This window comes from Wolbachia endosymbiont (group A) of Andrena helvola (assembly GCF_964028415.1).
Lineage (GTDB): Bacteria > Pseudomonadota > Alphaproteobacteria > Rickettsiales > Anaplasmataceae > Wolbachia > Wolbachia pipientis.
The window spans coordinates 969,186-989,522 of record NZ_OZ034779.1; the positions used below are offsets into that span (position 1 = coordinate 969,186).

25 protein-coding genes and 1 pseudogene are annotated in these 20,337 nt (G+C 35.2%); 7 read left to right on the forward strand and 19 right to left on the reverse strand.

Annotated elements, in window-relative coordinates; genetic code table 11:
• Positions 1-74: 74 nt before the first annotated feature.
• Positions 75-122: pseudogene (locus ABWU73_RS05075) on the forward strand (hypothetical protein); the annotation flags it as partial.
• A gap of 45 nt (positions 123-167) precedes the next feature.
• Positions 168-947: a helix-turn-helix domain-containing protein gene (locus ABWU73_RS05080; protein ID WP_341810161.1), complete on the forward strand. Its 780-nt coding sequence runs from the start codon at positions 168-170 to the stop codon at positions 945-947.
• A 46-nt stretch (positions 948-993) separates the two neighbouring features.
• Here the strand turns inward: ABWU73_RS05080 and ABWU73_RS05085 are convergent, their stop codons facing one another.
• The 19 genes from ABWU73_RS05085 to ABWU73_RS05175 all read right to left on the reverse strand — a co-directional run bounded on the left by ABWU73_RS05085 (position 994) and on the right by ABWU73_RS05175 (position 16,164).
• Complete coding sequence (locus ABWU73_RS05085) at positions 994-1,620, reverse strand: hypothetical protein (protein WP_341810160.1); 627 nt, start codon at positions 1,618-1,620, stop codon at positions 994-996.
• Positions 1,605-2,534 (reverse strand): patatin-like phospholipase family protein, encoded by a 930-nt coding sequence (locus tag ABWU73_RS05090; RefSeq protein ID WP_341810159.1) that lies wholly within the window; start codon positions 2,532-2,534, stop codon positions 1,605-1,607. The genes ABWU73_RS05085 and ABWU73_RS05090 overlap by 16 nt, the downstream gene beginning before the upstream one ends.
• 20 nt (positions 2,535-2,554) lie before the next feature.
• Positions 2,555-2,782 (reverse strand): hypothetical protein, encoded by a 228-nt coding sequence (locus ABWU73_RS05095; RefSeq protein WP_341810158.1) that lies wholly within the window; start codon positions 2,780-2,782, stop codon positions 2,555-2,557.
• Between the two features lie 29 nt (positions 2,783-2,811).
• The gene (locus ABWU73_RS05100) at positions 2,812-3,246 is read right to left on the reverse strand and encodes an ankyrin repeat domain-containing protein (RefSeq protein WP_353285464.1); all 435 of its coding nucleotides are present in this window, start codon (positions 3,244-3,246) and stop codon (positions 2,812-2,814) included.
• A gap of 93 nt (positions 3,247-3,339) precedes the next feature.
• Positions 3,340-4,290: a phage tail protein gene (locus ABWU73_RS05105; protein WP_353285465.1), complete on the reverse strand. Its 951-nt coding sequence runs from the start codon at positions 4,288-4,290 to the stop codon at positions 3,340-3,342.
• Entirely contained in the window at positions 4,291-4,500 is a 210-nt protein-coding gene (locus ABWU73_RS05110) for a tail protein X (protein WP_265017961.1), read from the reverse strand.
• On the reverse strand, positions 4,497-4,844 hold the full coding sequence (locus ABWU73_RS05115) for a phage tail protein (RefSeq protein WP_341814233.1): 348 nt from the start codon (positions 4,842-4,844) through the stop codon (positions 4,497-4,499). Before ABWU73_RS05115 ends, ABWU73_RS05110 begins: the two co-directional genes overlap by 4 nt.
• A 1-nt stretch (position 4,845) precedes the next feature.
• Positions 4,846-7,155: a phage tail tape measure protein gene (locus ABWU73_RS05120; protein ID WP_353285466.1), complete on the reverse strand. Its 2,310-nt coding sequence runs from the start codon at positions 7,153-7,155 to the stop codon at positions 4,846-4,848.
• Complete coding sequence (locus tag ABWU73_RS05125) at positions 7,137-7,268, reverse strand: hypothetical protein (RefSeq protein WP_341814235.1); 132 nt, start codon at positions 7,266-7,268, stop codon at positions 7,137-7,139. The genes ABWU73_RS05120 and ABWU73_RS05125 overlap by 19 nt, the downstream gene beginning before the upstream one ends.
• On the reverse strand, positions 7,265-7,522 hold the full coding sequence (locus ABWU73_RS05130) for a phage tail assembly protein (protein WP_149168985.1): 258 nt from the start codon (positions 7,520-7,522) through the stop codon (positions 7,265-7,267). The genes ABWU73_RS05125 and ABWU73_RS05130 overlap by 4 nt, the downstream gene beginning before the upstream one ends.
• A gap of 77 nt (positions 7,523-7,599) precedes the next feature.
• Positions 7,600-8,363 (reverse strand): IS5 family transposase gene (locus tag ABWU73_RS05135; RefSeq protein WP_156518237.1). Its coding sequence is split into 2 segments (ribosomal slippage): positions 7,600-8,009 and positions 8,009-8,363, totalling 765 coding nucleotides; the frame shifts between segments, so codons are not numbered across the junction.
• Positions 8,364-8,383: 20 nt separating this feature from the next.
• Positions 8,384-8,926: a phage major tail tube protein gene (locus ABWU73_RS05140; RefSeq protein ID WP_353285467.1), complete on the reverse strand. Its 543-nt coding sequence runs from the start codon at positions 8,924-8,926 to the stop codon at positions 8,384-8,386.
• Between the two features lie 11 nt (positions 8,927-8,937).
• Entirely contained in the window at positions 8,938-10,125 is a 1,188-nt protein-coding gene (locus ABWU73_RS05145) for a phage tail sheath subtilisin-like domain-containing protein (RefSeq protein ID WP_353285468.1), read from the reverse strand.
• Positions 10,118-10,678 (reverse strand): hypothetical protein, encoded by a 561-nt coding sequence (locus ABWU73_RS05150; RefSeq protein ID WP_065095397.1) that lies wholly within the window; start codon positions 10,676-10,678, stop codon positions 10,118-10,120. Before ABWU73_RS05150 ends, ABWU73_RS05145 begins: the two co-directional genes overlap by 8 nt.
• 6 nt (positions 10,679-10,684) lie before the next feature.
• Entirely contained in the window at positions 10,685-12,145 is a 1,461-nt protein-coding gene (locus ABWU73_RS05155) for a hypothetical protein (RefSeq protein ID WP_341813920.1), read from the reverse strand.
• Entirely contained in the window at positions 12,142-12,336 is a 195-nt protein-coding gene (locus ABWU73_RS05160; protein WP_341810236.1) for a hypothetical protein, read from the reverse strand. Before ABWU73_RS05160 ends, ABWU73_RS05155 begins: the two co-directional genes overlap by 4 nt.
• A gap of 4 nt (positions 12,337-12,340) precedes the next feature.
• Positions 12,341-13,528, reverse strand: a complete 1,188-nt coding sequence (locus tag ABWU73_RS05165) for a hypothetical protein (protein ID WP_341813921.1) — start codon at positions 13,526-13,528, stop codon at positions 12,341-12,343.
• A gap of 14 nt (positions 13,529-13,542) precedes the next feature.
• Positions 13,543-15,474, reverse strand: a complete 1,932-nt coding sequence (locus tag ABWU73_RS05170) for a DUF4815 domain-containing protein (RefSeq protein WP_341813922.1) — start codon at positions 15,472-15,474, stop codon at positions 13,543-13,545.
• Positions 15,475-15,480: 6 nt separating this feature from the next.
• A complete protein-coding gene (locus ABWU73_RS05175; RefSeq protein ID WP_065095316.1) occupies positions 15,481-16,164 on the reverse strand; it encodes a hypothetical protein in 684 nt (227 codons plus the stop codon).
• Positions 16,165-16,415: 251 nt separating this feature from the next.
• Here ABWU73_RS05175 and ABWU73_RS05180 point away from each other — a divergent pair, with 251 nt between their 5' ends.
• From ABWU73_RS05180 to ABWU73_RS05200, 5 genes are read left to right on the forward strand one after another with little or no spacing between them, the layout of a single operon-like run.
• Positions 16,416-16,904, forward strand: a complete 489-nt coding sequence (locus ABWU73_RS05180) for a sigma-70 family RNA polymerase sigma factor (protein ID WP_065095315.1) — start codon at positions 16,416-16,418, stop codon at positions 16,902-16,904.
• A 52-nt stretch (positions 16,905-16,956) separates the two neighbouring features.
• Positions 16,957-17,769 (forward strand): ATP-binding protein, encoded by an 813-nt coding sequence (locus ABWU73_RS05185; RefSeq protein WP_065095314.1) that lies wholly within the window; start codon positions 16,957-16,959, stop codon positions 17,767-17,769.
• 23 nt (positions 17,770-17,792) lie between these two features.
• Positions 17,793-18,599 (forward strand): AAA family ATPase, encoded by an 807-nt coding sequence (locus ABWU73_RS05190; protein WP_065095313.1) that lies wholly within the window; start codon positions 17,793-17,795, stop codon positions 18,597-18,599.
• Positions 18,600-18,631: 32 nt separating this feature from the next.
• Positions 18,632-19,123 carry a hypothetical protein gene (locus ABWU73_RS05195; protein ID WP_065095312.1) on the forward strand — a complete coding sequence of 164 codons (492 nt, stop codon included), beginning with the start codon at positions 18,632-18,634 and terminating at the stop codon, positions 19,121-19,123.
• Positions 19,120-20,304, forward strand: a complete 1,185-nt coding sequence (locus ABWU73_RS05200; RefSeq protein WP_065095311.1) for an AAA family ATPase — start codon at positions 19,120-19,122, stop codon at positions 20,302-20,304. Before ABWU73_RS05195 ends, ABWU73_RS05200 begins: the two co-directional genes overlap by 4 nt.
• Positions 20,305-20,337: the final 33 nt, after the last annotated feature.

The following is a 20,337-nucleotide window of genomic DNA, read 5'->3' on the forward strand; positions in this document are numbered from 1 at the left end:
AAATAGCGCAAAAAGTAAGAATCTGGAGGTTAAAAAGAAAATATACCATAAAAGACTTAGCAGACAAAACAGGTATAAAATATTATACGCTGCGAAGATATGAACAAGGGATATGTGGCATTCCAGTTGGAGAATTACAAATTATAGCAGATACATTATCAGTTAGTTTGAGTGATCTACTTCCTAGACAAAAAGTACTTAAAGAAAATCGTTGTTTTGATAAACAATGGATGTACAATTTCATAGAAAAATACACAAAAACAAGAAATCGAGAATTACGCAAGGCAATTTATGCATTAACCCAATCTATTCGAGCTGAAGAGGAAAGTGATGTAAAAGCAGCAAGAATAAGAATGGCGAGGAATATGCTAAAGGCAGGATTTGCTAATGATATAATCTACCGAGCAACAGGCTTATCAGTTGATGAATATGAAAATAAAGAAGAAAAAAGTTCTAAGCGTTCCAACAAAAGGGATGGAATGAAAAAGTGGAGAATAATACAAGGGTATACGCAAGAGGAATTAGCGAAGGAGCTTGGTATAGGAGGTCCACAGATACATTACTATGAACAAGGAAGCACCATGTTCGGTGAGAGGTTATGGGAAATAGCAAGAAAATTATCAGTGAATGTTGAAGATCTGGTAACGGAAGAAAACTGTTGTGTAGAGGAAGATACAGATAGTGGAGGAGAAAAAGAACTATTAAGTTGGGTGAGAGAGTCTAAAAAAATTAACAATCAAGAATCACGAGATGAACTAGATATATGGATAGAATTTCTATCCCAAAGAAGGCAAATTTACAAAGAAAAGATTGATAAAGTAGAGTCAATCAAGGTTGCGAATAATCTACTTATACTAGGTATTTCTATTGATAATATTTCTCAAATAACTAGCTTGACTACTGAGGAAATTGCGCAATTTACGCTCCCAACGGAATTAAAACTATGATAATTTATATAATATATTATGATATAGATGAAGATAGTTAATCTATTTAAGATTTCTCTGAAGTTTTGCTTGCGGCTTTTTCTTTTACCGGTTCAACCGATACATCTTGAATTTCTTCTTCCGGCTTGGCTACTTCCTTAGATTCTGCTGCTAATTTGCGTTGTTTAATAAACTGCTTTAATGTTTTGACTGCAATAAAATTAATACTGAAAACACATGCAGAAGTTATTGCTAGTGCTGGCAGAGGAGCTAGACTGAATGTTGGTAAAATTGCCACGATTGTAGCAGATGTCAGTAAAAATGCTAACTTCTTGCTCCCGATTATCTTATTTTTCTTAACCTTTATTGGGTTTAATTTTTTTATTTTCCCTTTTAGCTCTTTAAAGCCTTTTTTGAACACGTTGCCTCTTTTCAGCTCTTTTTCTACGGGTTTTGTTTTTAAGCTTTTTATTTTTTCTTTTATTCCTTTTTTATCTTTTTTGACATTTTCTGCTTTAGAGGTTACTTTCAAGCATAGGTTAGGTTTCACCACAATTTCAGAGAGCGGTTTTGGCTTATCGTTTGAAATTTTAGCTTCTTGCCCCTTAGTCACAGTTTTATGCTTTTTGGGCGAAACTATGTTTTTTAAACCTTTCTTTGCTTTGTGGTATAATTTCTTTAGTTTGCTTGGCATCGTTCAATATTGCAAAATCTATCTATTGCTTCCTGGTTGTCCTCTATCATTGCATTTGCCTCCTGCTGTAGAAATTTGATATTTTTTGATGTAATATTATCTATGTCAGCTGATGCTATTTTCAATTGTGATTGTATACGTATATATTTATCAGCTATAACTTGATCAAGTTGGTAATTTACTGCATCTAAACTTGAAGCAAACATCACATTCAGTAGTGGCTTGATCCATCCTATTTTTCCAAATCTCCTTGAATTAGCTATGCTTCTATCTGTTCTTCCAGTACCTATCGATAACAGTAGAATATCATCATTTGGAAATAACCTCTTACCACTTGCATATGCGCAAGCCGCAGGATTATTGGCAAAAACCCCTCCATCCACTAATACCATTTCCTTTTGGTTGACTTTTAAATATTTAGGTGTAAAGTAAGTAGGTGCAGCCGTTGCAGCTCTGAGTGCATCTTTCAGCTTAATATTACCTTCTTTCCAGCTTTTAAAGAAAAATGGGCAGTTATTCTGAATATCGTAACTCGTAATCAACACATTACTTAAAGTGTTTTTAAGGATATCATCACCAAAATATTTATGAAGTACATACTCAATATTTTTATGTGGGTATTGTGCACAGTTAAACCAAGATAATATTGATCGCCTGAAGAATGAAGATTTAAAAATATATGACCCGTATTCTTGGTAAAATTCAACTAAATCATTGGCTGAATATTGGGGATTTCCTCGTTCATCTTTCTTGCATAACCCAGCCACAACAATCCCACCGGTTGAAGTACCTGCCATCAGATCAAAGATTTCAGCTATCGGTTTCCTTGTCCTTTGCTCTATTTCTGCTAGAATAATGGCTGGTATGATGCCTCTAATGCCACCTCCATCAACTGATAAAATGTATTTAATCATTGTGAGTTTAGGTAAAGGTATTAAGATTTAATTTTTCCGCTTAGAACGTGTAATTTAAACTCATCCAGTTCTTCAGAAAGATTTTTTACCCTTTCCTCAAGTATGAGTACCTTTTCCATTAAACCATATTCCATGAGCTTATCGTGAAGTTGTACCCTTGAGTCTAACTTGGATAACCACCATATGACTGCTACGGTTTGGATTAATAACGTGATAATTACTGTAATTGGGATTTTTTGGTCTTGCATGGATATAAATTTATTATGAATAATACAGCCTACTTCTCTGATGTATATTGATCCTCTGCTTTAGCAAGTAGCTTGATGATTTCATCATAAGGTTTGTCCTTAGTATGCCGCGATCTTAATACAGCAACTTTCCTTGGTGTTTTCCCATCTGTATCTCTAATGGTAGGGTCTGCACCTTTGTCTAATAAAAATCTAATTATCTTCAATTTGCCTTCATATGTAGCTGCATGTAAAGGTGTCCATCTTTCATATTTTGTAGCATTTATATCAACTCCTTTTTCTACTAAGAATTTTACAACCTCTGCACATCCTTCTTCTGCAGCATAATGTAGTGCTGTTAATTTAGGGGTCTGCACATTAATATCTAATAGATTTTCTACTGAGAATTTTACAACTTCTAAGTTACAATTTTGAGAAGCAGTTCGTAATATTGTTTTATAATTATCTATAGCTTTTGCCTTCATATAGCAATAGGTAATAACAACACATATTATTATTGTTATACACCACCAAAAATGTACTTGAGACTCTATTCATATTCAATACTTTTTTCAACATTAAACATTTGTTTTACTGATAGATGCTGATAACACAGTGCGATAACCTGAACCATCTAATACGTGTTCTGCTCTGTCAATTATCCATTCACCGTCTATATCTTGATGAAACCCTAACAAGCTAAGTTTCGTCTCTGCAAATAGTTCTGGATTACCAGGCATAGTGATATCCAACACTGCATTATTTCGCTTTAGTTGTTTTAATTTAGCATTTGCTGCACTTAGTGCTGATTCTACATTAGAGTAAAGCGTCTGTATAGTATAACTTGGACTACCAGAGCCAACTGTTTCTGATATAGTTTCACCTTTTTCATAGCTATGCCATTTTGCAATCACTGAGTTGTACCTGCTTATGGTAAAATGCACTTTCCAATTTATCGTGTCTTGAGGTCTAATAGCTGTTGTTCCTAAAGCTTTTCCAGTTGCCGATTTTGCTTTGCCTTTTGGAATAAAAAGTATATATCCGCCAGCTAGCTTTGCCATTCCTTCACGCTCTGTTGCGATCTTTGTTAACAGACTTATATCACTTTCATCTATTTGGTTAATATGTGGTATCAACACATTTTCAAATTCTTCTGCAACTCTGCATCCATATCCGTGCTTTTCTGCTATTTCCTTAACCAAGTTACCTAGAGTAATTTGATGCCATTCTTTAGATACTTTCTCTTTTAATGATAGTCTTAAATTTGTTCCATGACCCTTTATTAGCAAGGTTTTAGGCGGACTCTGCACCGTAATTTCATTAATTGTATATATACCCATGGGCATCACTCCGATTTCCCTGTACCCTAAAGAAATATTCAATTCATCTGGGATATTTAAGTTTTCATCTCTGTAATCAACACACACTTCAACTACATCGTCTATTGTTCCTGATTCATCTGTAAGGCGCAATGATATGACTCTATCTTTAATTGATTCACATTTATCTATTATAAAATCTGGCTGCATTTATTCCCAGACCTTTAATTTTGACTTTTGTATTGTTTTCTGAATAGTAGGAAGCTTTATCTTTAATCTTGCAGGCAAAAAGCTTCCGTATTCTGCAAGGCCTGGATTTTCAAGCAATACTTCCTCCACTGCTCCACTACTATACCCATAATGCTTCCAGCAAATCAGGTCTAGCATTTCTCCTTCTTTAGTTAAGTAATATATAGTCATCTATAGCTTTTCAAACTCAAACTAAATTCAACTTTTCTCGGTAGTCCATTAGGTAAAAAATACATCTGCTTTTCTTCTAACTTGGTAATTACGAATTGTCCTAAAATATTACCTAAACTATCTACTAAAACATGTGGTTTTTCAGCTTCTTTCATATTCTTTAATTGGTTTAGCCCGTTAAGATTATGAAGATAAATCATTCCTTCCAAATCTATATTTTCTACACCTTGGCCGATATTTTGCAATAGTGGCATATTTTCAATACACTCAATTGTGCTCCAACGATTTTCTCTATTATACTTTAAACTTGTTGGAGCAAATTTATACGGGCCAAGAGACAACACTTTAATAAACGGGGTCTATGTTATCAAACAGAACATCACGTGATTTTTCTCTTATCCTTTTTATTACTTCATCAGCAAGGCTACGAACATCCTGAGTTGCTGCTGCTTGAATGCTTATGTTAAAATAATTATGTTGAGTTTGGTTAAAAGTTTTATTTTCATACTTGCCTTTTATGTACTCTTCTAGATTTTTCTCATCTGCTATAGATTTCTTTTCTGTGATAGTATGTGTAATCTTAACATTATTCGAGCTATTCTGGGAAATTTCTTTGAGTGCACTATTATTTAATAGAGGATTTCTGTTATTAAAAATGTTGTTTTGAGAGAGTATACTGCTGTTTTTTCCATCAACCAACGAAACAACAGTTTTTCTCTTTTCAAATTCTTTCAGTGGACTATTTTCAGAGATTTTTCCAAATATGCTACTAACTGTATTTCCTACCCATGAAAAAGCTTTCCCTATAGGTTTAATGAGTGATTTCCAAAAGCTAGAGAAAAAGTCTTTCACCTTTTGCCAGTTGGTGATAACAAGTGCTGCACCTGTGACAAGTCCAGTAATTAAAAGCCCTATAGGATTACTCATTACAGCAAGCGTTATTGCTCTTAGTCCTGTTATTACTGCAGGAAAAACTGTAGCTGATAAAAATGAAAATGTTGCAATTATTTTTGTCCTTAAACCGAGAACTGCACTTGCTAAAAAAGTAAATCCATAACCTAACCCCACTACCAAGATTTTCAAACTTATTAAAGCTACTATAGTTCCCATGATTGCTGTAGTTAAGGTTGGATATTTTTCTGCAAATAAAGCTATGCTCCTAGTTTTTTCTTGTAAAAATTCGGCTATAGATTTTAAAGTAGGCAGCATTACTGAACCCAGGTTCATACCAACTTCAGCTATTGAATTTCGAAGAAGTCGTAATTTATTGGCTGTAGTGTCTGCACGATTTTTAAATTCTTTCTGCAGAGAGCTTCCATACTTTTCTGTATTAGCCAATAACTTTATTGCATCTTCGTATTTATTAAAACTTCCAGCTAATAATGCAATATCATCTTGATATTCCTGACCGAAAAGTTTCATCAGGATTGTAGAGCGTTCCTGGTTATCCATTTTCTTTAGAGTTTGGAAAAAATATAGCAATGCTTCTTCTCCATTTTCACTTATCCTTTGTACCATTTCTTCTGTGGCTATGCCCATTTCTTCTAATGCTGCTTTAAACGCTTTTCCTTGACTTTCAGCAGTTTGAAGCTTTGAAAGTAGTGCATTGATTGCAGTTGCAGCTTTTGCTGGTTGTTTGCCTAAGCTAATGAAAGCATTTACTAAACTGCTTGTTTGTTCAAACTTTAATCCAAACTGCTTTGCAGTACCACCAACTATTGCTAGAGCTTCAACCATGTCTTTTGCTTTAGCAGCAGTGTTATCTGATAAGTGATTGATTACATTGCCAACATGCTCCATTTCACTAACATCAATTCCATAAACGTTAGAAAGTTTAGCTATGGAATCTCCTGCTTGTTCTGCAGACATATCAAATGCTGTGGACATTTTTGCCACTGTTTCTGTAAAATTAAAAAGGTCTTCTTTCTTGATACCAAGTTGACCACCGCTTGCAGCTATTTGTGCTAATTCTGCTGCTGATAGTGGTATAGTACGTGACATCTCTTTTAATTTCTGGGCAAATTTATCTACTTCCTTTGTTTCTTTGTTAAATTCAACTACTTTTGTAACATCAGCCATGGCCGATTCAAAATCAATAGCAACTTTGATTGGTGCTGCAAGCGTTAGTCCAAGACCAATAGTTTCTATAATTTGTGACTTAAAATGTGCTTTGCTTGCTAAAAAACTTTGGTGACTACGTATTGCAGATCCAAGCTTACTATACTTACCTTTTAACGTTTCAATGGACGAACTAAGTTTATATTGATCACTTACTAATGACTTAATATTTCTTCCACTTTTTCTTACTTCTTCATTGAATGAATGTAAGGCATCTCTCTTTTTCAAGTATGCTTCTTTTGCTTTTGTTGCTGATGCTTTAGCCTTATTAAACTCAGCTTTTAAAGTTTTGCTCGGTTTTTCGACTGCTTTTATCTGTTTAGCAAGGGATTTTACCTGATCCTCAAAACCTTTCCATGATCTCTTGCTAGTCAAAACATCACTACCCAACTGCTTAAATTTTGATACTGATTTAAAAGATGAATCAAGCTTTCTTATATTCTCACCAAGATGAGTAAGTCGACTACTACTTCCTTTTATTACAGTATTAAAGCTACCATCTAAAACAGCTCCGATTTTTATAGATAATGTTGACATTTAAGCTCCTTTGCTAATTTGCTCCATGAAATAAACTCACTAATCTCCATATCAAGAATGTGCTCAACTCCACCACCTATGATAGAGCCAAGCACTAGTATTTCTAATCTCAAGTTTTTTGGATAATCGGTGAAAAAAAATCCTTTAATACTTCTTGCACTTTTACATAATCAGCAATATCCAACTCTTCAATTGCTTCTTTTGCAACTGATGTTAGATTGGCAGTCAAAGTTACTTCCTTACTCAGATCACTACCATTAAGTCTCTCAATAGCTAGATAATCTCTAACTTTTGGACGTCTAATGGTAAGCTCTGATACAGAAATACCATCAACTGTTATTGGATTATCAAGTTTTACTGTTGTCATACTTTCTCCTAAAAAATAAAATTCTAAAATCTTTTTAAAACTAAACCTAAATACCTAAGAACCTGTCTTGAAAGGAGTTAAGCAGCTAATTTAGTAAGCATAGAAGTAATCATATTAAATAAGATATTGTTTTTTGAAGTAAGAGGAGAATGCTCGTAATCCTTGCTCATGCGTCTAAAATTGGAAAGCCAAGCAAAGGTTCGTTCTACAATCCAACGTTTAGGAATAACCTGAAATCCTGTATCAACCAATTTCTTGGTAATCGTTAGCAAACATCCAGTTTCCAACAAACATCGATTTTGTAATTTACCTTTGTATCCTTGATCAGCAAAAAACTTACGTAATGTTGGAGCTTTGCATTTAGCTTGAATAAAAAGATTGGTAGCACCATCACGATCCTGAATGCTTGCGCTGTGTACCTCTGCAGTAATTACAAGACCTAGTGTATCTACAATAATATGGCGTTTTCTACCCTTTATTTTTTTACCGGCATCATATCCTCTTGATCCCCTTTTTGAGTCGTTTTCACTGATTGACTGTCAATTATACCTACTGAAGGTGTTTCATTTTTACCAACCATTTTTCTTACCTCTTTTACTAGCATGTCATGTATTTTTTTCAATTTTCCATTATTACGCCACCTGATAAAATAGTCATACACCGTTTTCCATGGGGGAAAATCCTTTGGTAGCATTCTCCACTGGCAACCACCCCTCATTATATACCTTATTGCATTAATAATTGTTCTGATGTTATGTTTTCTTGGTCGTCCTATCGCTCCTTGTGCAACATAGGGCTCTAAAATTTCCCATTCCTTGTCACTTATATCACTTGGATACAATTTACCCTCCTATTTTTTGCTTACCTCATCATACTCTTTTCTTTATTCCCTTTCAAGACAGGTTCTAAGACCGCTTGTAACAAAGCCATCTGATCAATACCATTTATCTTTCTCATCATATTTTCAGCATCGATTTCTATCAGCTCATTACCACCTATCGTAAGTTTATAATAATGGGCAGCTACAGTACACTTCAGCGTTGCTTTTTCAGCAGGTTTCCAGTTACCAAAGTCAAATTCTTTAAAAATGCCTCTTAAATTGATTATTACTGCTTCAATATCATTACTTCCACTACCTTGCATTCCACCTCTGAGCGTCAAAGATACCGAATTTCCATTTATCAACCCAAATAGCCGAAAGAGCTCTGTATCGTATTCAGAAAAAGTAAAGTCTGCTTCTAATTTCTCCATGCCCATGTCAATATTTATTGGAATATCCATACCACCAGCTCTATATTCATCTGTTTTTATGGTAAGTTTTGGCAAGGTTATTTCATCTATTTTTCCTGCATAACCCCGGCCATCAACAAATACGTTAAAATTTCTCAGTATTTTCGGTAACACTTTACTTTCTCCTAACTTATTACACTATTATTTACAAGATGAGACCTGAATATTATTTGCTCAGCCGGATATGGCGGTGTAAACTCAAAATCAAAATACACTTTTCCGCTTGCAATATTTGCCGGTGTATTGAGTTCGGGAGTTGCATAACATTTTCCGCTGATAATTGCTCCTTGTGCTTTTAAATTGGCCAAATAAGAATTCACCCCCTCAATCACATCATCTATATAAGTTTTAGTGATATTGCGATCAACTGCCCATAAATGAGCCCTAAGTAAACTATCGTTAATTAAATCTGCAGTTCTTCTCACTGATAAAAAAGCCCATTTTGAGTCATTTGAACATGTTCTATTTCCCCAAAGCCTATAGCCATTTTGATGAATTATCGTTGTTACTTCATTTTCATTCAAGTGGTTTGCTCTACAATTTGTATTACCGAGCGTAAAATCAATAGGCCTGCTTGTGCCAATAATACCGTTTATTTCTTTATTTGAAGGTGAGTGCCAGAAGCCTTGCTCGCTGTCTATCTTAGCTATTAAACCAGCTACAAATGGACTCGATGGCAAGATTTTTTCTTTTCCTTCAATAAATAACTTAATCCATGGGTCAACTACGTAAACTCTTGAGCTGCCTACACTTTTTCTCCATTTTATTGCTTCTTCATCATTAGTATTTGGTCCATCTGCAACAATAATTGCTCTTAATTTTTCTGCTATGGAAATTAAAGCACTCACTACTGAATTTACTCCATCTATTTCAGGTAACTGATGAGTAAACTGAGGTGCAATTAATATTCTTGGCGCAACATGAACTATGCTTTCACTGCTGAGAAATGCCTCAATTCCCTGATATTCTCCGGTTTCTTTATCAACTCCACCGATTATACTTTGAATAGTTTCACTTTCTTTGAGCTTTGGATCGCTGTTTTCACTTTCTTTAACTCGAATAACTACTACTGTTGCACCAATCTGGGAAAATATTCCATTTATTGCAGAAGGTAAACTGCCACTCTTTCCGAGCTTTGCTGCTTCCTTTAAGCTTCCTGCAACTAACACTGGTTTATTTAGCGGAAATTTTTGCTCATCTGCTTCAGGTGCAGTACCAATTACACCTATCACTGATGATTTAGCTGTACGTACTGTCTTTGCTCCTGAGGTTACCTCAATAACATTTACGCCATGTAAAAATTCTTCAGCCATTTCTTTGTATTTTTTTCCTGAAATCATCTAGCAAAGTCTGTAGCTCATTTTCACTTTCGGCTTCTTCAATCTTTCTTTTGGCTAAATCTTCAAGCTCTTCACATTTAATTATTGCTTTTACTGCTTTTTTCACTTTTTCCTCAATTATTCTTGCCATTTCAATAACCGTAATACCACGGACTTTTGCTAAAGGTTCTATAATTTCTTTATCCTTTTCATCTATAGATTCTGGTGCTGCTAGAATGCTTTTTGCGGCTTCCGCTTGAATCTCATAAGATTTAGCTTTTTGGTGAGAATGACCTGCATATTGGTGAGTATGATTATCATAATAGAAACGCATACTATCAAATGCACAAAGCTTCGCATTATCCAGTAACTCCTTTTGTATATCTTCTTTAGTACGCTGAGCAATTTTTCCTCCTTCTGTTAAACAATAGCTTTTTTGCCAATCAAAATCTTCTGGTGCTTCATACCAATCATTTTCAGTTGGCTTACTTTCAAGCGTTGTTGTTTCTACTTGTTTATCATTCTCAAATCTAATGTAGATAGACATTCTTTGTTACCTCCAGAGTTCATAAGTTTCAGATAACCCAGGACATTGCCAAGCTTTTAGCGTTCTCTCTACATCTATTTCAAGCCCCGTGGTTAGAAAATTGCTACGTATGTTATATATTCCCCACTGGATAAATTGACCATAGTTGTATACATAATTTGATGCAAGCATACCTTGACTGACTTGTGTTCTGGAACATAGGTAAGATGATGTGTAAAGTAATATTGCAACTGTTTTTCCTGCTGGAATTTCTACATTGCCAGATCCAGCTAACTTGCTATCAGAACTTGTGTATTGGTAAACATTTTTCCATATTATTCTTGAAATACTTGATTTATTGGTATTATCTGGTGTTCCCACAAATAATCCTGCACCCCCATACTCCGTACTTGAGTACGATGATCCAACAAATTCTATTGTTTTATTTATGTTCACATTGGTTGTATTTTTTACAAATACTACTCCAAGTGCAGCATATGGGTAATAGTATATCTCATCATAACTACCAGAAAAACTATTTGTGCATAACTCTCCGTAAATAAATGTTCCTTTATTTCCCTCTATAAAATAGAGTTGTCTTGGCCGATAAAAACTAACGTAATCTGTATCGTATGTATGGCTACCTGCTAGTAGTTGTAACATATAGTCAGTTTTTGTTATATCACTACTCCACTTTCCAAGCTCTGTCGTAAAAGTTCCGTGGCCAAAATAATTATTTTTTCTGCCAAGTACACCAAATAAGAAAGGTAATGACCCTGGTTCAACCATGTTGCGCTTTCTTATTTCATTTATAAGAGACGCTTTTAACTGTTCATCCCGAGTTTTTACCTCATTTATCAGGGATGTTTTTAATTGGTTATCACGAGTTTCTATTTCCCTAATAATTGATGAGCCAGTGGTAACAGCACGAAAATCTTCTACTAAACCTTTAAGACCATCTTTATGACTGTTACTAATGCTATTTATTGCTGCAATATTGGCATTCTTTCTCGTATCAAGTAGCGATATATGCGAATCTGATGATGCTTTTAAAGTGTTTAAGGAATTATCCCTAAGCTTGTTGATTTCATTAACGGAATCTGTTTTTACTGCAGTTATTGCTGATATTGAGTTTGTTTTATTGCTGTTTATATCATTTAGGTGTTTTTTTGCACTATCAAGAAGTTCTTTTAGCTTACCATCTGTCATCTGCACAATTTCAGAAACCGCACTTTTATCGACTATTGATTCCAATGCTTTAGCAAGATATGCTAATTGATCTGGAGTACTGTTTGCTACTAAATCCTTAAGTCTTTTTTGTAGTGCGTCAATTATTTCTTTTATTTTAGCCATTTGCACAATATTAGAAATAGCTTTTTTATCTGCTATTAATTCCAGCGATTTTGCAAGATATGCCAGTTGATCAGGTGTGCTGTTTGCTGCTAAATCCTTTATCCTTTGGTGTAATGCTTCTATTGCTTCTTTCATTCCCAAAAATTCAAAAAAGTTTCAAATCTAAATCGTTTAAAATTATTTTTTAGTTGATTATGCTCATCTTCTCTTTTGGTAATATCTTCATCTATTTTCTCAATTGTGGTACGGATACGAACAACATCCTGCACAGCAATATTTTCTGGATGAGGCAGTGGATACCCTCTGCTTGTTTTATCATCTGACATTCTGCTAAGTGATAATGATTCGTAGATTTTTGACTTTAGGGCGATAAACAACCGTTCCACTAAGTACTAACTTTACCCTCGTCTCATTACCATTAAAGTTTGTTAGCACATGAGTTCTCTCCACCCAGTTTTCTCCAATTGGTTTTCCTGATGTTAAATTTACTAATTGCCATCCTTTGGAGCTTTGTTCTACATATGATTTTACATCTGCAGTGCCAGGTATCAGCGCATCATATGTTATGGTAATCTTAGTGTTAGCTCCTGCTGTAATGCTCCTAGTTACATAATCTCCTTTTTCCCCTATATTACCCATAACTAGCTGTAACCCAGGATATAGCACTGGACTTTTTTCTCGCCCTCCTTTTAGGCTTGCTTTTACCGTTAGCTCTCCAGATAATCTTTCACGCAGTGCAAATGGCAAATTATCAGACAAAAAGTTTTCTCTTCCCTCTTCATCTGTTAAGATAAATTCTACATTGGTATCAAATGCTACTTTTTCGACGTTCGTCAAAACAATTAAATCTGATACATTATTTACAGTAACTTTGCCCAGATCAACAACATGAGAAACTTCACTAAATTTTGCAGCTAGTAGTCGAAACGTTAAATCTAAATTTTGATGTGGAGTCCAGGTGCTTGCATTGCTTGATGACAGTAATACTCCTACTTGATATGGCTGACTCGTTACCCAGCGGCTATTTACTGCATCATATTTGCCAAGTTCTGCTATTTTTACTGCAGTATCTGCATCATCAGTGAGTAGCACTATTGCATACTCTTGTCCTGCATGGCAAAACACTGGCGACCATTCTATACGTGTTGCTGTGCCATCTACTTTTATATCTTTCGGCTCAATATAACTTTCAGCAATGACAGTTTGCGAGGGCATTCCCACTGCCGTTTCTCTAATTTGCACAACAACACGTTTTTTGCCTTTATTTACAAACCATAGCTCCACACCTCCTATGTGCCTACTTTCATTTAGTGTAAATGTCTGGGCTAAAGGATCAACTCGTCTTGCTGCGATAACTCTTCTTCTTTCCTCTATGGTAATTGTTTTTTTACCAGTATAAGTTGCTTCTCCATAACTTCCTTTATCCCCGTAAAATTGCACTAATTTAGTACCGGCTGGAATATTTGCTGGTACTTTCACCTTTCCCTTTAATTTTCCCTGATTGTTAGCTGTTAACATTTGGTTTTCCAATTTTAAGTTATAGGTTGAATGTTTATTCCGTCAAATTTTATCTCTTTAAGCTTCTCACTTGGCTCAAAACCTTCAATTTCAAAATTCTGTACTGCTTCTCTCATAAATTTAGTTTCGTATGAGGTACTTGACAGCAGCTCTGTTGTTTCTTTAACATTAAATACTCTGGTTACTGGACTTTTCCAATTCGTGGTAACCTCTGTCCAGTGGTCTATATTTTTATTTAGAGTAATTTGTGCCGGGACTGGATCAAAAGCTTGATATGGATTGATCTTTTCTCCTTTGGTCTGTAAAAGCTGCTCCAGTACCGGTTCAAGTTCATATGGCAAAAGATATCTTTCCCCACCTTTTTCAATATCTGCAACTTCTACATCTATTGGTAGAACTAGCTCTCTATTTACTATTGCTGCAGACTGCAAAATTCCTTGATCACGCATATCATCATCAAAGAACGAATCAACAAATACTCCTTTTTTGGTGGTAGGTTCTCTTGAATTTGCATCATTGCGTAGACGTTCATAGGCAACCAGAGCATAAAGATCATTTATTCCCTTCTTCATTGCTTCAAGTTCATTCATCGGTACAGCATGAATAGCATTATTCACTATTTTTACCCCTTCTTTTTCTCCGTTTTTCCATGTCTGATGAATGTAGCAGAGCAAAAGCTGTCCAGAGGGAGCTTTAGGCATTGATGGTCTCCAAGGATGCGCTATGCCTTTTATCCTTCTTACTGTACCTTTTGCATCTATAGTAATTAAATCAAAGCGGGGCATTTTCCAGGTATAATCTATCAAAACCAAGCTGTTATCAACTGCTCCCCTTACTTTACATCCCTCTTCACTTATATCTTCAGGGCTTACATGAGTACGACAGCGGTAAGTTATTTGATAACTACTTCCTGGAGCTGGTTCTTTACCTGGTAATGACCAATCAACGTTTCCTGCGTTTAATTTGTAATCTATACTATTTTCATAAATAACATTGCCTTGTTTAACTTGAATAATCTCAAGTACTGCAGAGTCAGGTATCGGATCAATAGCTCCAGAGTATGAACCATGAGTAACAGTAATGGTTTTTTGAACAGTGATATCTACTTTTTTAATTTCACTGATTGGAAAATCATTAACTTTAAGTTCCATTACTCTTTGGCTATTTGGCTGAAAAGTGTGTGGTTCTGATTCAACTGATTTTATATTCGGATCTTCATCAAAAGAAACACGAATACTGTGAGGTAACTCAATCTCATAACCATCAACATGAGCTTTACCCTCATTAATCACGAATACTTGCTTTTTGCCCTCTTCTTCCTTTTGCAAAAACATTACTTCAAGGCCATTTACAACGTAGGAACCATTTGCCTCTTTGTCATAACGGGCAAGAGCTGTGGTTACTATATTTGCTTGTGGAGGTGGTGAATGTTCTATCAGCATCCCATTTTCAATGTTATAAATTGGATAAAATTCCCCATTTGTAGAGTTAACAGTAACACTCTCTGCTTGGTATCCCCAAATGGTGGAAACTTTAAGCCTTGCTGCCCCTACTTCTTGATAATTACGTGTACCAACAGCAGGATCACGAAGATTTTCATCCTCAAGTTCTGTAATGGTAGATTCTACGTAATAAACACCGATACGAACTATAGTATTAAGAGGAACAACAAACTCTTCTTTTTCGACTTTTCTAACTGCACCACGCAGATAGATTTTTCCTCCTTCAAGTGTAACTTTACCAGTTTCTCTATCTATAATACAATTGCTTCCTGTTATAACATCACCATCACGAAATATTGCATCACCTATGCCTTTAAGCTTAGAGAGAGCATACTCCTGAGTTTCGTTTAATTCTGCAGACTGTAGACCTCTTCCAGCAAGAAATAAGCTTTTTTCGTATTCTTTGTCAGGATTAAAGCGGTTATAATAGGTGTTTAAAGTCATTTTATTCTAAAAGGTTACAACAAATGAAAAAGTTTCCCGAGTTGCTGCAGTTCGAATAAGTGGTACCGTATGTTCAAGTACCAACAAAATTCCTGAATCTTCAATGTCTTTTGGCTCAAAATATCTCTGTCCTGTAGGTAATCCTTTTTTTACTTTAGTACCAACCATAACCCCAAGTTCCCTGATAACTTGATTTGCTGCGTCCGTGAAATCGAAAGTAAATTTAAGATAGAGATTATTAGTTGGTACATTTGAGGGCCTAAACCTTCCGGAGGGAGTAACAAGCTCTCCATTCTCATCACCTGTGCAGAAGAGCACTTCGTTCGCAGTACGTCTGCCAAGCTCATTGAGCAGTTTTTCAGAAGTTATCAGCTCTGGTGGTGTGCTTTCACTATATTCTACAGTAACTGCACTATTTGCCCTGATAGAGCTATTTTCCGTACGTTTTATTACACCACTACTGCTATCAACTATATAATCTATACTTGACTGATAAGTTGTTTGTCCTGTAAAAACCCTTACATCTTTAATAGTGTGGTGATCTAGAGCTATTTCACCCTCAACAAAAACTTTTTCGACCTGATGGCTACTTCCAGAGCTTGAATCACCTGTTCCCCAAGCAAGATGTATAACTTGCTCTTTTATGCTGGCTGCTATTGCTGCTCTTCCTGATTGTGTAAGAATTGACACCTGTGATGAGTTTGAAAGGCTTATATAATATATATTCAGGATTTGGAAAATTTTTGTCCAAAAAAAATGAATTTTTGCCTAATTTTTTGTTGCAGTATTATTTAAAAATCGAACTGTATTATTCTCGAAAAAAAACAATAGAATATCAATAGGTTAAAAATTGCATCTGTATTATTTATTTTTGCTCCTGTCCTACAAAGTGCACCTATAAGTTCTCATCCTTAAAGCATTAATTGTTTTAGGGAAAAGTTATGAAACTAAAAACTGCCATAGTTGTTCAAAATATACGGTATCAAGCTAAGAGATTAAAACTTTTTGAATGCTTTGCTCATGAAACTCATGAAGATCTTGAGCAAGAACTTTTCTGTGAAATTTGGACTTATCTTGATAGATATGATGAAAGTAAAGGTAGCTTTAACACTTTTGTAGCAAGATTAACTGAACGTCGTGCCAATAACTTATTGGAGAAACAACTATGTATTAAACGCAACATTAATAACTACGTCAATATTGAGAAAACAGAAGCTTTTGAAGATGAAGTAGCAAAACGTACTGATGTAGATTACATGATTTCAACGCTACCAAGAAAGATGCAAAAGATATGCGAACAACTCAAGTACTTTAACTTATATGAAGTTGCTAAGATGAACAACATATCAAGAACTACTTTAAATACTATGGTAAGAAAAATACGTATAAAACTCTCTTCCATCTACTACAAGAGCAAAAAGAAAAATTGAACATAAATTCTACCTTTCCTGAATATATAACATATACCATTGAGGTGAATAAATGACTTTTAAAATTTTAAACAATAATGAAAGATTGAAAACAACTACAGGCATAAAAGTAGTAATTTTTGGTCCTTACGGTATTGGTAAAACCAGCCTCTTAAAGACTATAAGTGAACCAACACTATGTCTTGACTTTGAAGCAGGTCTGCTTGCTGTTCAAGATTGGCAGGGAGATTCAATTAGTGTTCGTACTTGGAATCAAGCTCGGGATATTGCCTGCCTAATTGGTGGTCCAAACCCTGCGCTGAAATCTGACCAAGCATACAGTCAAAAACACCATGAACATGTATCTGGCAAGTATAAAGATCTTCTTTCTGAGACTTCTAAATACCGATGCATCTTTGTAGATAGTATAACCGTTGCTTCACGTTTATGTCTTTTATGGGCAAGGATGCAACCTGAGTGTTTTTCTGATAGATCGGGAAAAGAAGACAAAAGAGCTGCTTATGGGTTACTTGCTCAAGAGATGATGGCTTGGCTCAATCAGTTTCAACATATCAGAGATAAAGACATCATCATAGTTGGCACATTAGGTCAATATCTCGATGACTGCAATCGTCCAACTTGGCTACCTCAATGTGAAGGAGCTAAAACTGCTAGTGAGATTCCAGGTATTGTTGATGAGGTAATCAGCATGGTTGGAATTAAGAAAGATAATGGCACAGAAGTACGTTCATTTATCTGTCAGACTATTAATACTTGGGGATACCCAGCTAAAGATCGAAGTGGCTGCCTGAATATGGTTGAAGAACCACATTTGGGTAAATTACTTGCGAAAATTAAAGCCAAAACTTTGGCTCCTATTGCTTAATTAAAAATTGGAGAATAATTATTATGGAACAAAGCTTTTTCAATATCGGTCAAAAAATTCCCTTTTTCAGTGTGAAAGAATATTTGAATGATCAATCGCCAATACCAGAAGATATAATCGCACCAAGGATTCTAACTAAAAGAGGTCTATTGGTACTGGGTGGCCCACCTAAGATTGGCAAGAGTGATTTTCTTATTTCCTGGTTGATTCACATGGCTGCCGGAGTTTCATTTCTCAGTATGACTCCTAGTCGTCCTATGAAAATTTTCTACATGCAAACTGAAATTGAGTATGAATACATGAAAGAGCGTTTACAGCAACTGACATTCGACCAAGAACTTTTGGATATAGCTGCCAATAACTTAATTATCACGCCAAGAGTGCAATTATCTTTCAGCAGTGAAGAAATAGATGAGATCAAAAGCACCGTTAAAGAGCGTTTCAAACCTGATATTATTGCAATTGATCCTCTTCGTAACATTTTTAACTCAAGTGAATATGGTAATGAAAATGACAACAGCGCTATGCTATTCTTTTTGCAAAAAACGCTTGAAAGACTGAGGAACATTATTAATCCAGATGCAGGTATAATCCTTACCCACCACACAAAAAAACTATCCAAAAAGATGCTGGAAGAAGATCCATTTCAAGGCCTAAGCGGTGCTGGATCTTTACGTGGATTTTATAGCACTGGCATGGTGATGTTTGCTCATGATGAAGAAAGCACTACCCGTCAAATAGTGTTTGAGCTGCGAAATGGTGAACGTGTGGCAAGCAAGCTTGTCGATAAGATAAATGGTCGTTGGAAACTTGTAGACCAATGGAGTTGATTCTTTTTTTTACTTAATTTATAGGGAACAATATGCTAACAGATTTTTTAACTGATTTTAATACTGCAAAATTACAGAGTAATTTAATACCAAAAGGTACAATAGTCAAGGTAAAAATGGCAATTAAACCAGGAGGTTATGAAAATTGGTTCACGAAAAGCTACACTACTGGCAGCATCTATTTAAACGTTGAATTTACTGTCACTGAAGGTCCATATGCAAAACGCAAGATTTTTCAAGTAATTGGTATTAAAAGTGGCAAAGCAAGAGTTGAAGGAGAAGATACTTGGGGAGAATCTGGTCGTTCTATGCTTAGAAGTATTTTGGAGTCAGCACGGAACATTCATTCAAATGACACTTCAGAAAAAGCAGCTATTGCTAGAAAAGTCAACTCTATAGCTGACTTTAACGGGGTAGAGTTTACTGCAAAAGTTGGCATTGAAGCTGATCGGTATGGAGAAAAGAACAAGATTGCTACGGTTATTACTCCAGAACAATCTGAAGTTGATTGGTTGCCATTTTGAAGTACGACGAAGAGAAGCTCTGGATTGCTGTAATTGAGAGAGCTATCAAAGATGCAGCAGGAAAAAATCTAGAGCTAAAGAAAGAAGCAATTAAATGGTTTGATTCAGAGTCTTTTGAAACTGTTTGTGAGCTAGCTAATCTCAGCTCTAAACGTATGAAAAGTATGTATGGGGGTTTTATGCAGAGAAAGGAAATAAAAGGATTATTGATTGATAATATTAAGGAGTGTGTACCTTACCTAATTCCAAACGGTAATTTTTATCGAGAGAGGACTTATGTTGGCAACTGTGACGGGGATATGATTACAGTTAAAATAGTGGGTAAAGAAGCTGGAAATTGGCATAATTTTACTAAAGGAATTAGTGGTGATATCATTGATCTTTGGACTTTAGTGAAAGGTGATATAAATTCCGCTAAGAAGTGGTTAAATACTAAAGAAAACACAACAAAACATAAAATTACATCGTTTTCAGCAAGGCATTACTTGAATGATAAATCACCAATGCCAAAAGATATAATAGGCCCAAGAATTCTAACTCCAAGTGGTCTTTTGGTCATAGGTGGAACTCCAAAAATAGGAAAAAGTAATTTTCTACTTTCCATGTTAGTACATTTAGCTGCTGGAGTATCATTTCTTGGTATGAAGCCTGCAAAGCCACTTAAGATATTCTATCTACAGAATGAAATGGAATATGATTACATAAGAGAGCGCTTACAGAAGCTAAGAATCAGCAAGAAAATCCTTGATGAAGGAACAGAAAACTTAGTTATTACTAAAAAAGTACAGTTAACTTTGAATGTGGAAAAAATAAAGGAAATTATGTCGGAAAATCTCGATGTAAAAACAGTTGATCTTATAGTAATAGACTCTGTTTTTGATTATAGGAGTATGATCTCTTTTCTGCAAAATAGTATTGATGAACTACGCTCTATAACTAATCCTACGGCTGGAGTAATAGTTACACATTACACAAAAAAAGTGTCAACAACCACGTTAAAAAAGAATCCATTTCAAGCATTGAGTGGTGCTAATGTTTTAAGAAGTTTATATACATCTGGAGTAATGATATTTAGGCCAGAAAGGAATACTCTGCAATTGATGTACGAACTTAAAAACGGCAAACCAATACCAACAAAATTCATAAACATGGTTAACGGACGCTGGATAGCCACAGCTTAACCAAATTTCTAAACTTTAAATATATTGGAGATT

Bases quoted from the DNA above. Each gene is read 5' to 3' on its own strand.
- ABWU73_RS05130 (WP_149168985.1), bottom strand. From the start codon at position 7,522: ATGACAACAGTAAAACTTGATAATCCAATAACAGTTGATGGTATTTCT.
- ABWU73_RS05100 (WP_353285464.1), bottom strand. From the start codon at position 3,246: ATGAAGGCAAAAGCTATAGATAATTATAAAACAATATTACGAACTGCT.
- ABWU73_RS05170 (WP_341813922.1), bottom strand. From the start codon at position 15,474: ATGACTTTAAACACCTATTATAACCGCTTTAATCCTGACAAAGAATAC.
- ABWU73_RS05155 (WP_341813920.1), bottom strand. From the start codon at position 12,145: ATGAAAGAAGCAATAGAAGCATTACACCAAAGGATAAAGGATTTAGCA.
- ABWU73_RS05095 (WP_341810158.1), bottom strand. From the start codon at position 2,782: ATGCAAGACCAAAAAATCCCAATTACAGTAATTATCACGTTATTAATC.
- ABWU73_RS05110 (WP_265017961.1), bottom strand. From the start codon at position 4,500: ATGACTATATATTACTTAACTAAAGAAGGAGAAATGCTAGACCTGATT.
- ABWU73_RS05150 (WP_065095397.1), bottom strand. From the start codon at position 10,678: ATGTCTATCTACATTAGATTTGAGAATGATAAACAAGTAGAAACAACA.
- ABWU73_RS05185 (WP_065095314.1), top strand. From the start codon at position 16,957: ATGACTTTTAAAATTTTAAACAATAATGAAAGATTGAAAACAACTACA.
- ABWU73_RS05105 (WP_353285465.1), bottom strand. From the start codon at position 4,290: ATGCAGCCAGATTTTATAATAGATAAATGTGAATCAATTAAAGATAGA.
- ABWU73_RS05090 (WP_341810159.1), bottom strand. From the start codon at position 2,534: ATGATTAAATACATTTTATCAGTTGATGGAGGTGGCATTAGAGGCATC.
- ABWU73_RS05145 (WP_353285468.1), bottom strand. From the start codon at position 10,125: ATGGCTGAAGAATTTTTACATGGCGTAAATGTTATTGAGGTAACCTCA.
- ABWU73_RS05165 (WP_341813921.1), bottom strand. From the start codon at position 13,528: ATGTTAACAGCTAACAATCAGGGAAAATTAAAGGGAAAGGTGAAAGTA.
- ABWU73_RS05180 (WP_065095315.1), top strand. From the start codon at position 16,416: ATGAAACTAAAAACTGCCATAGTTGTTCAAAATATACGGTATCAAGCT.
- ABWU73_RS05195 (WP_065095312.1), top strand. From the start codon at position 18,632: ATGCTAACAGATTTTTTAACTGATTTTAATACTGCAAAATTACAGAGT.
- ABWU73_RS05120 (WP_353285466.1), bottom strand. From the start codon at position 7,155: ATGTCAACATTATCTATAAAAATCGGAGCTGTTTTAGATGGTAGCTTT.
- ABWU73_RS05160 (WP_341810236.1), bottom strand. From the start codon at position 12,336: ATGTCAGATGATAAAACAAGCAGAGGGTATCCACTGCCTCATCCAGAA.
- ABWU73_RS05190 (WP_065095313.1), top strand. From the start codon at position 17,793: ATGGAACAAAGCTTTTTCAATATCGGTCAAAAAATTCCCTTTTTCAGT.
- ABWU73_RS05085 (WP_341810160.1), bottom strand. From the start codon at position 1,620: ATGCCAAGCAAACTAAAGAAATTATACCACAAAGCAAAGAAAGGTTTA.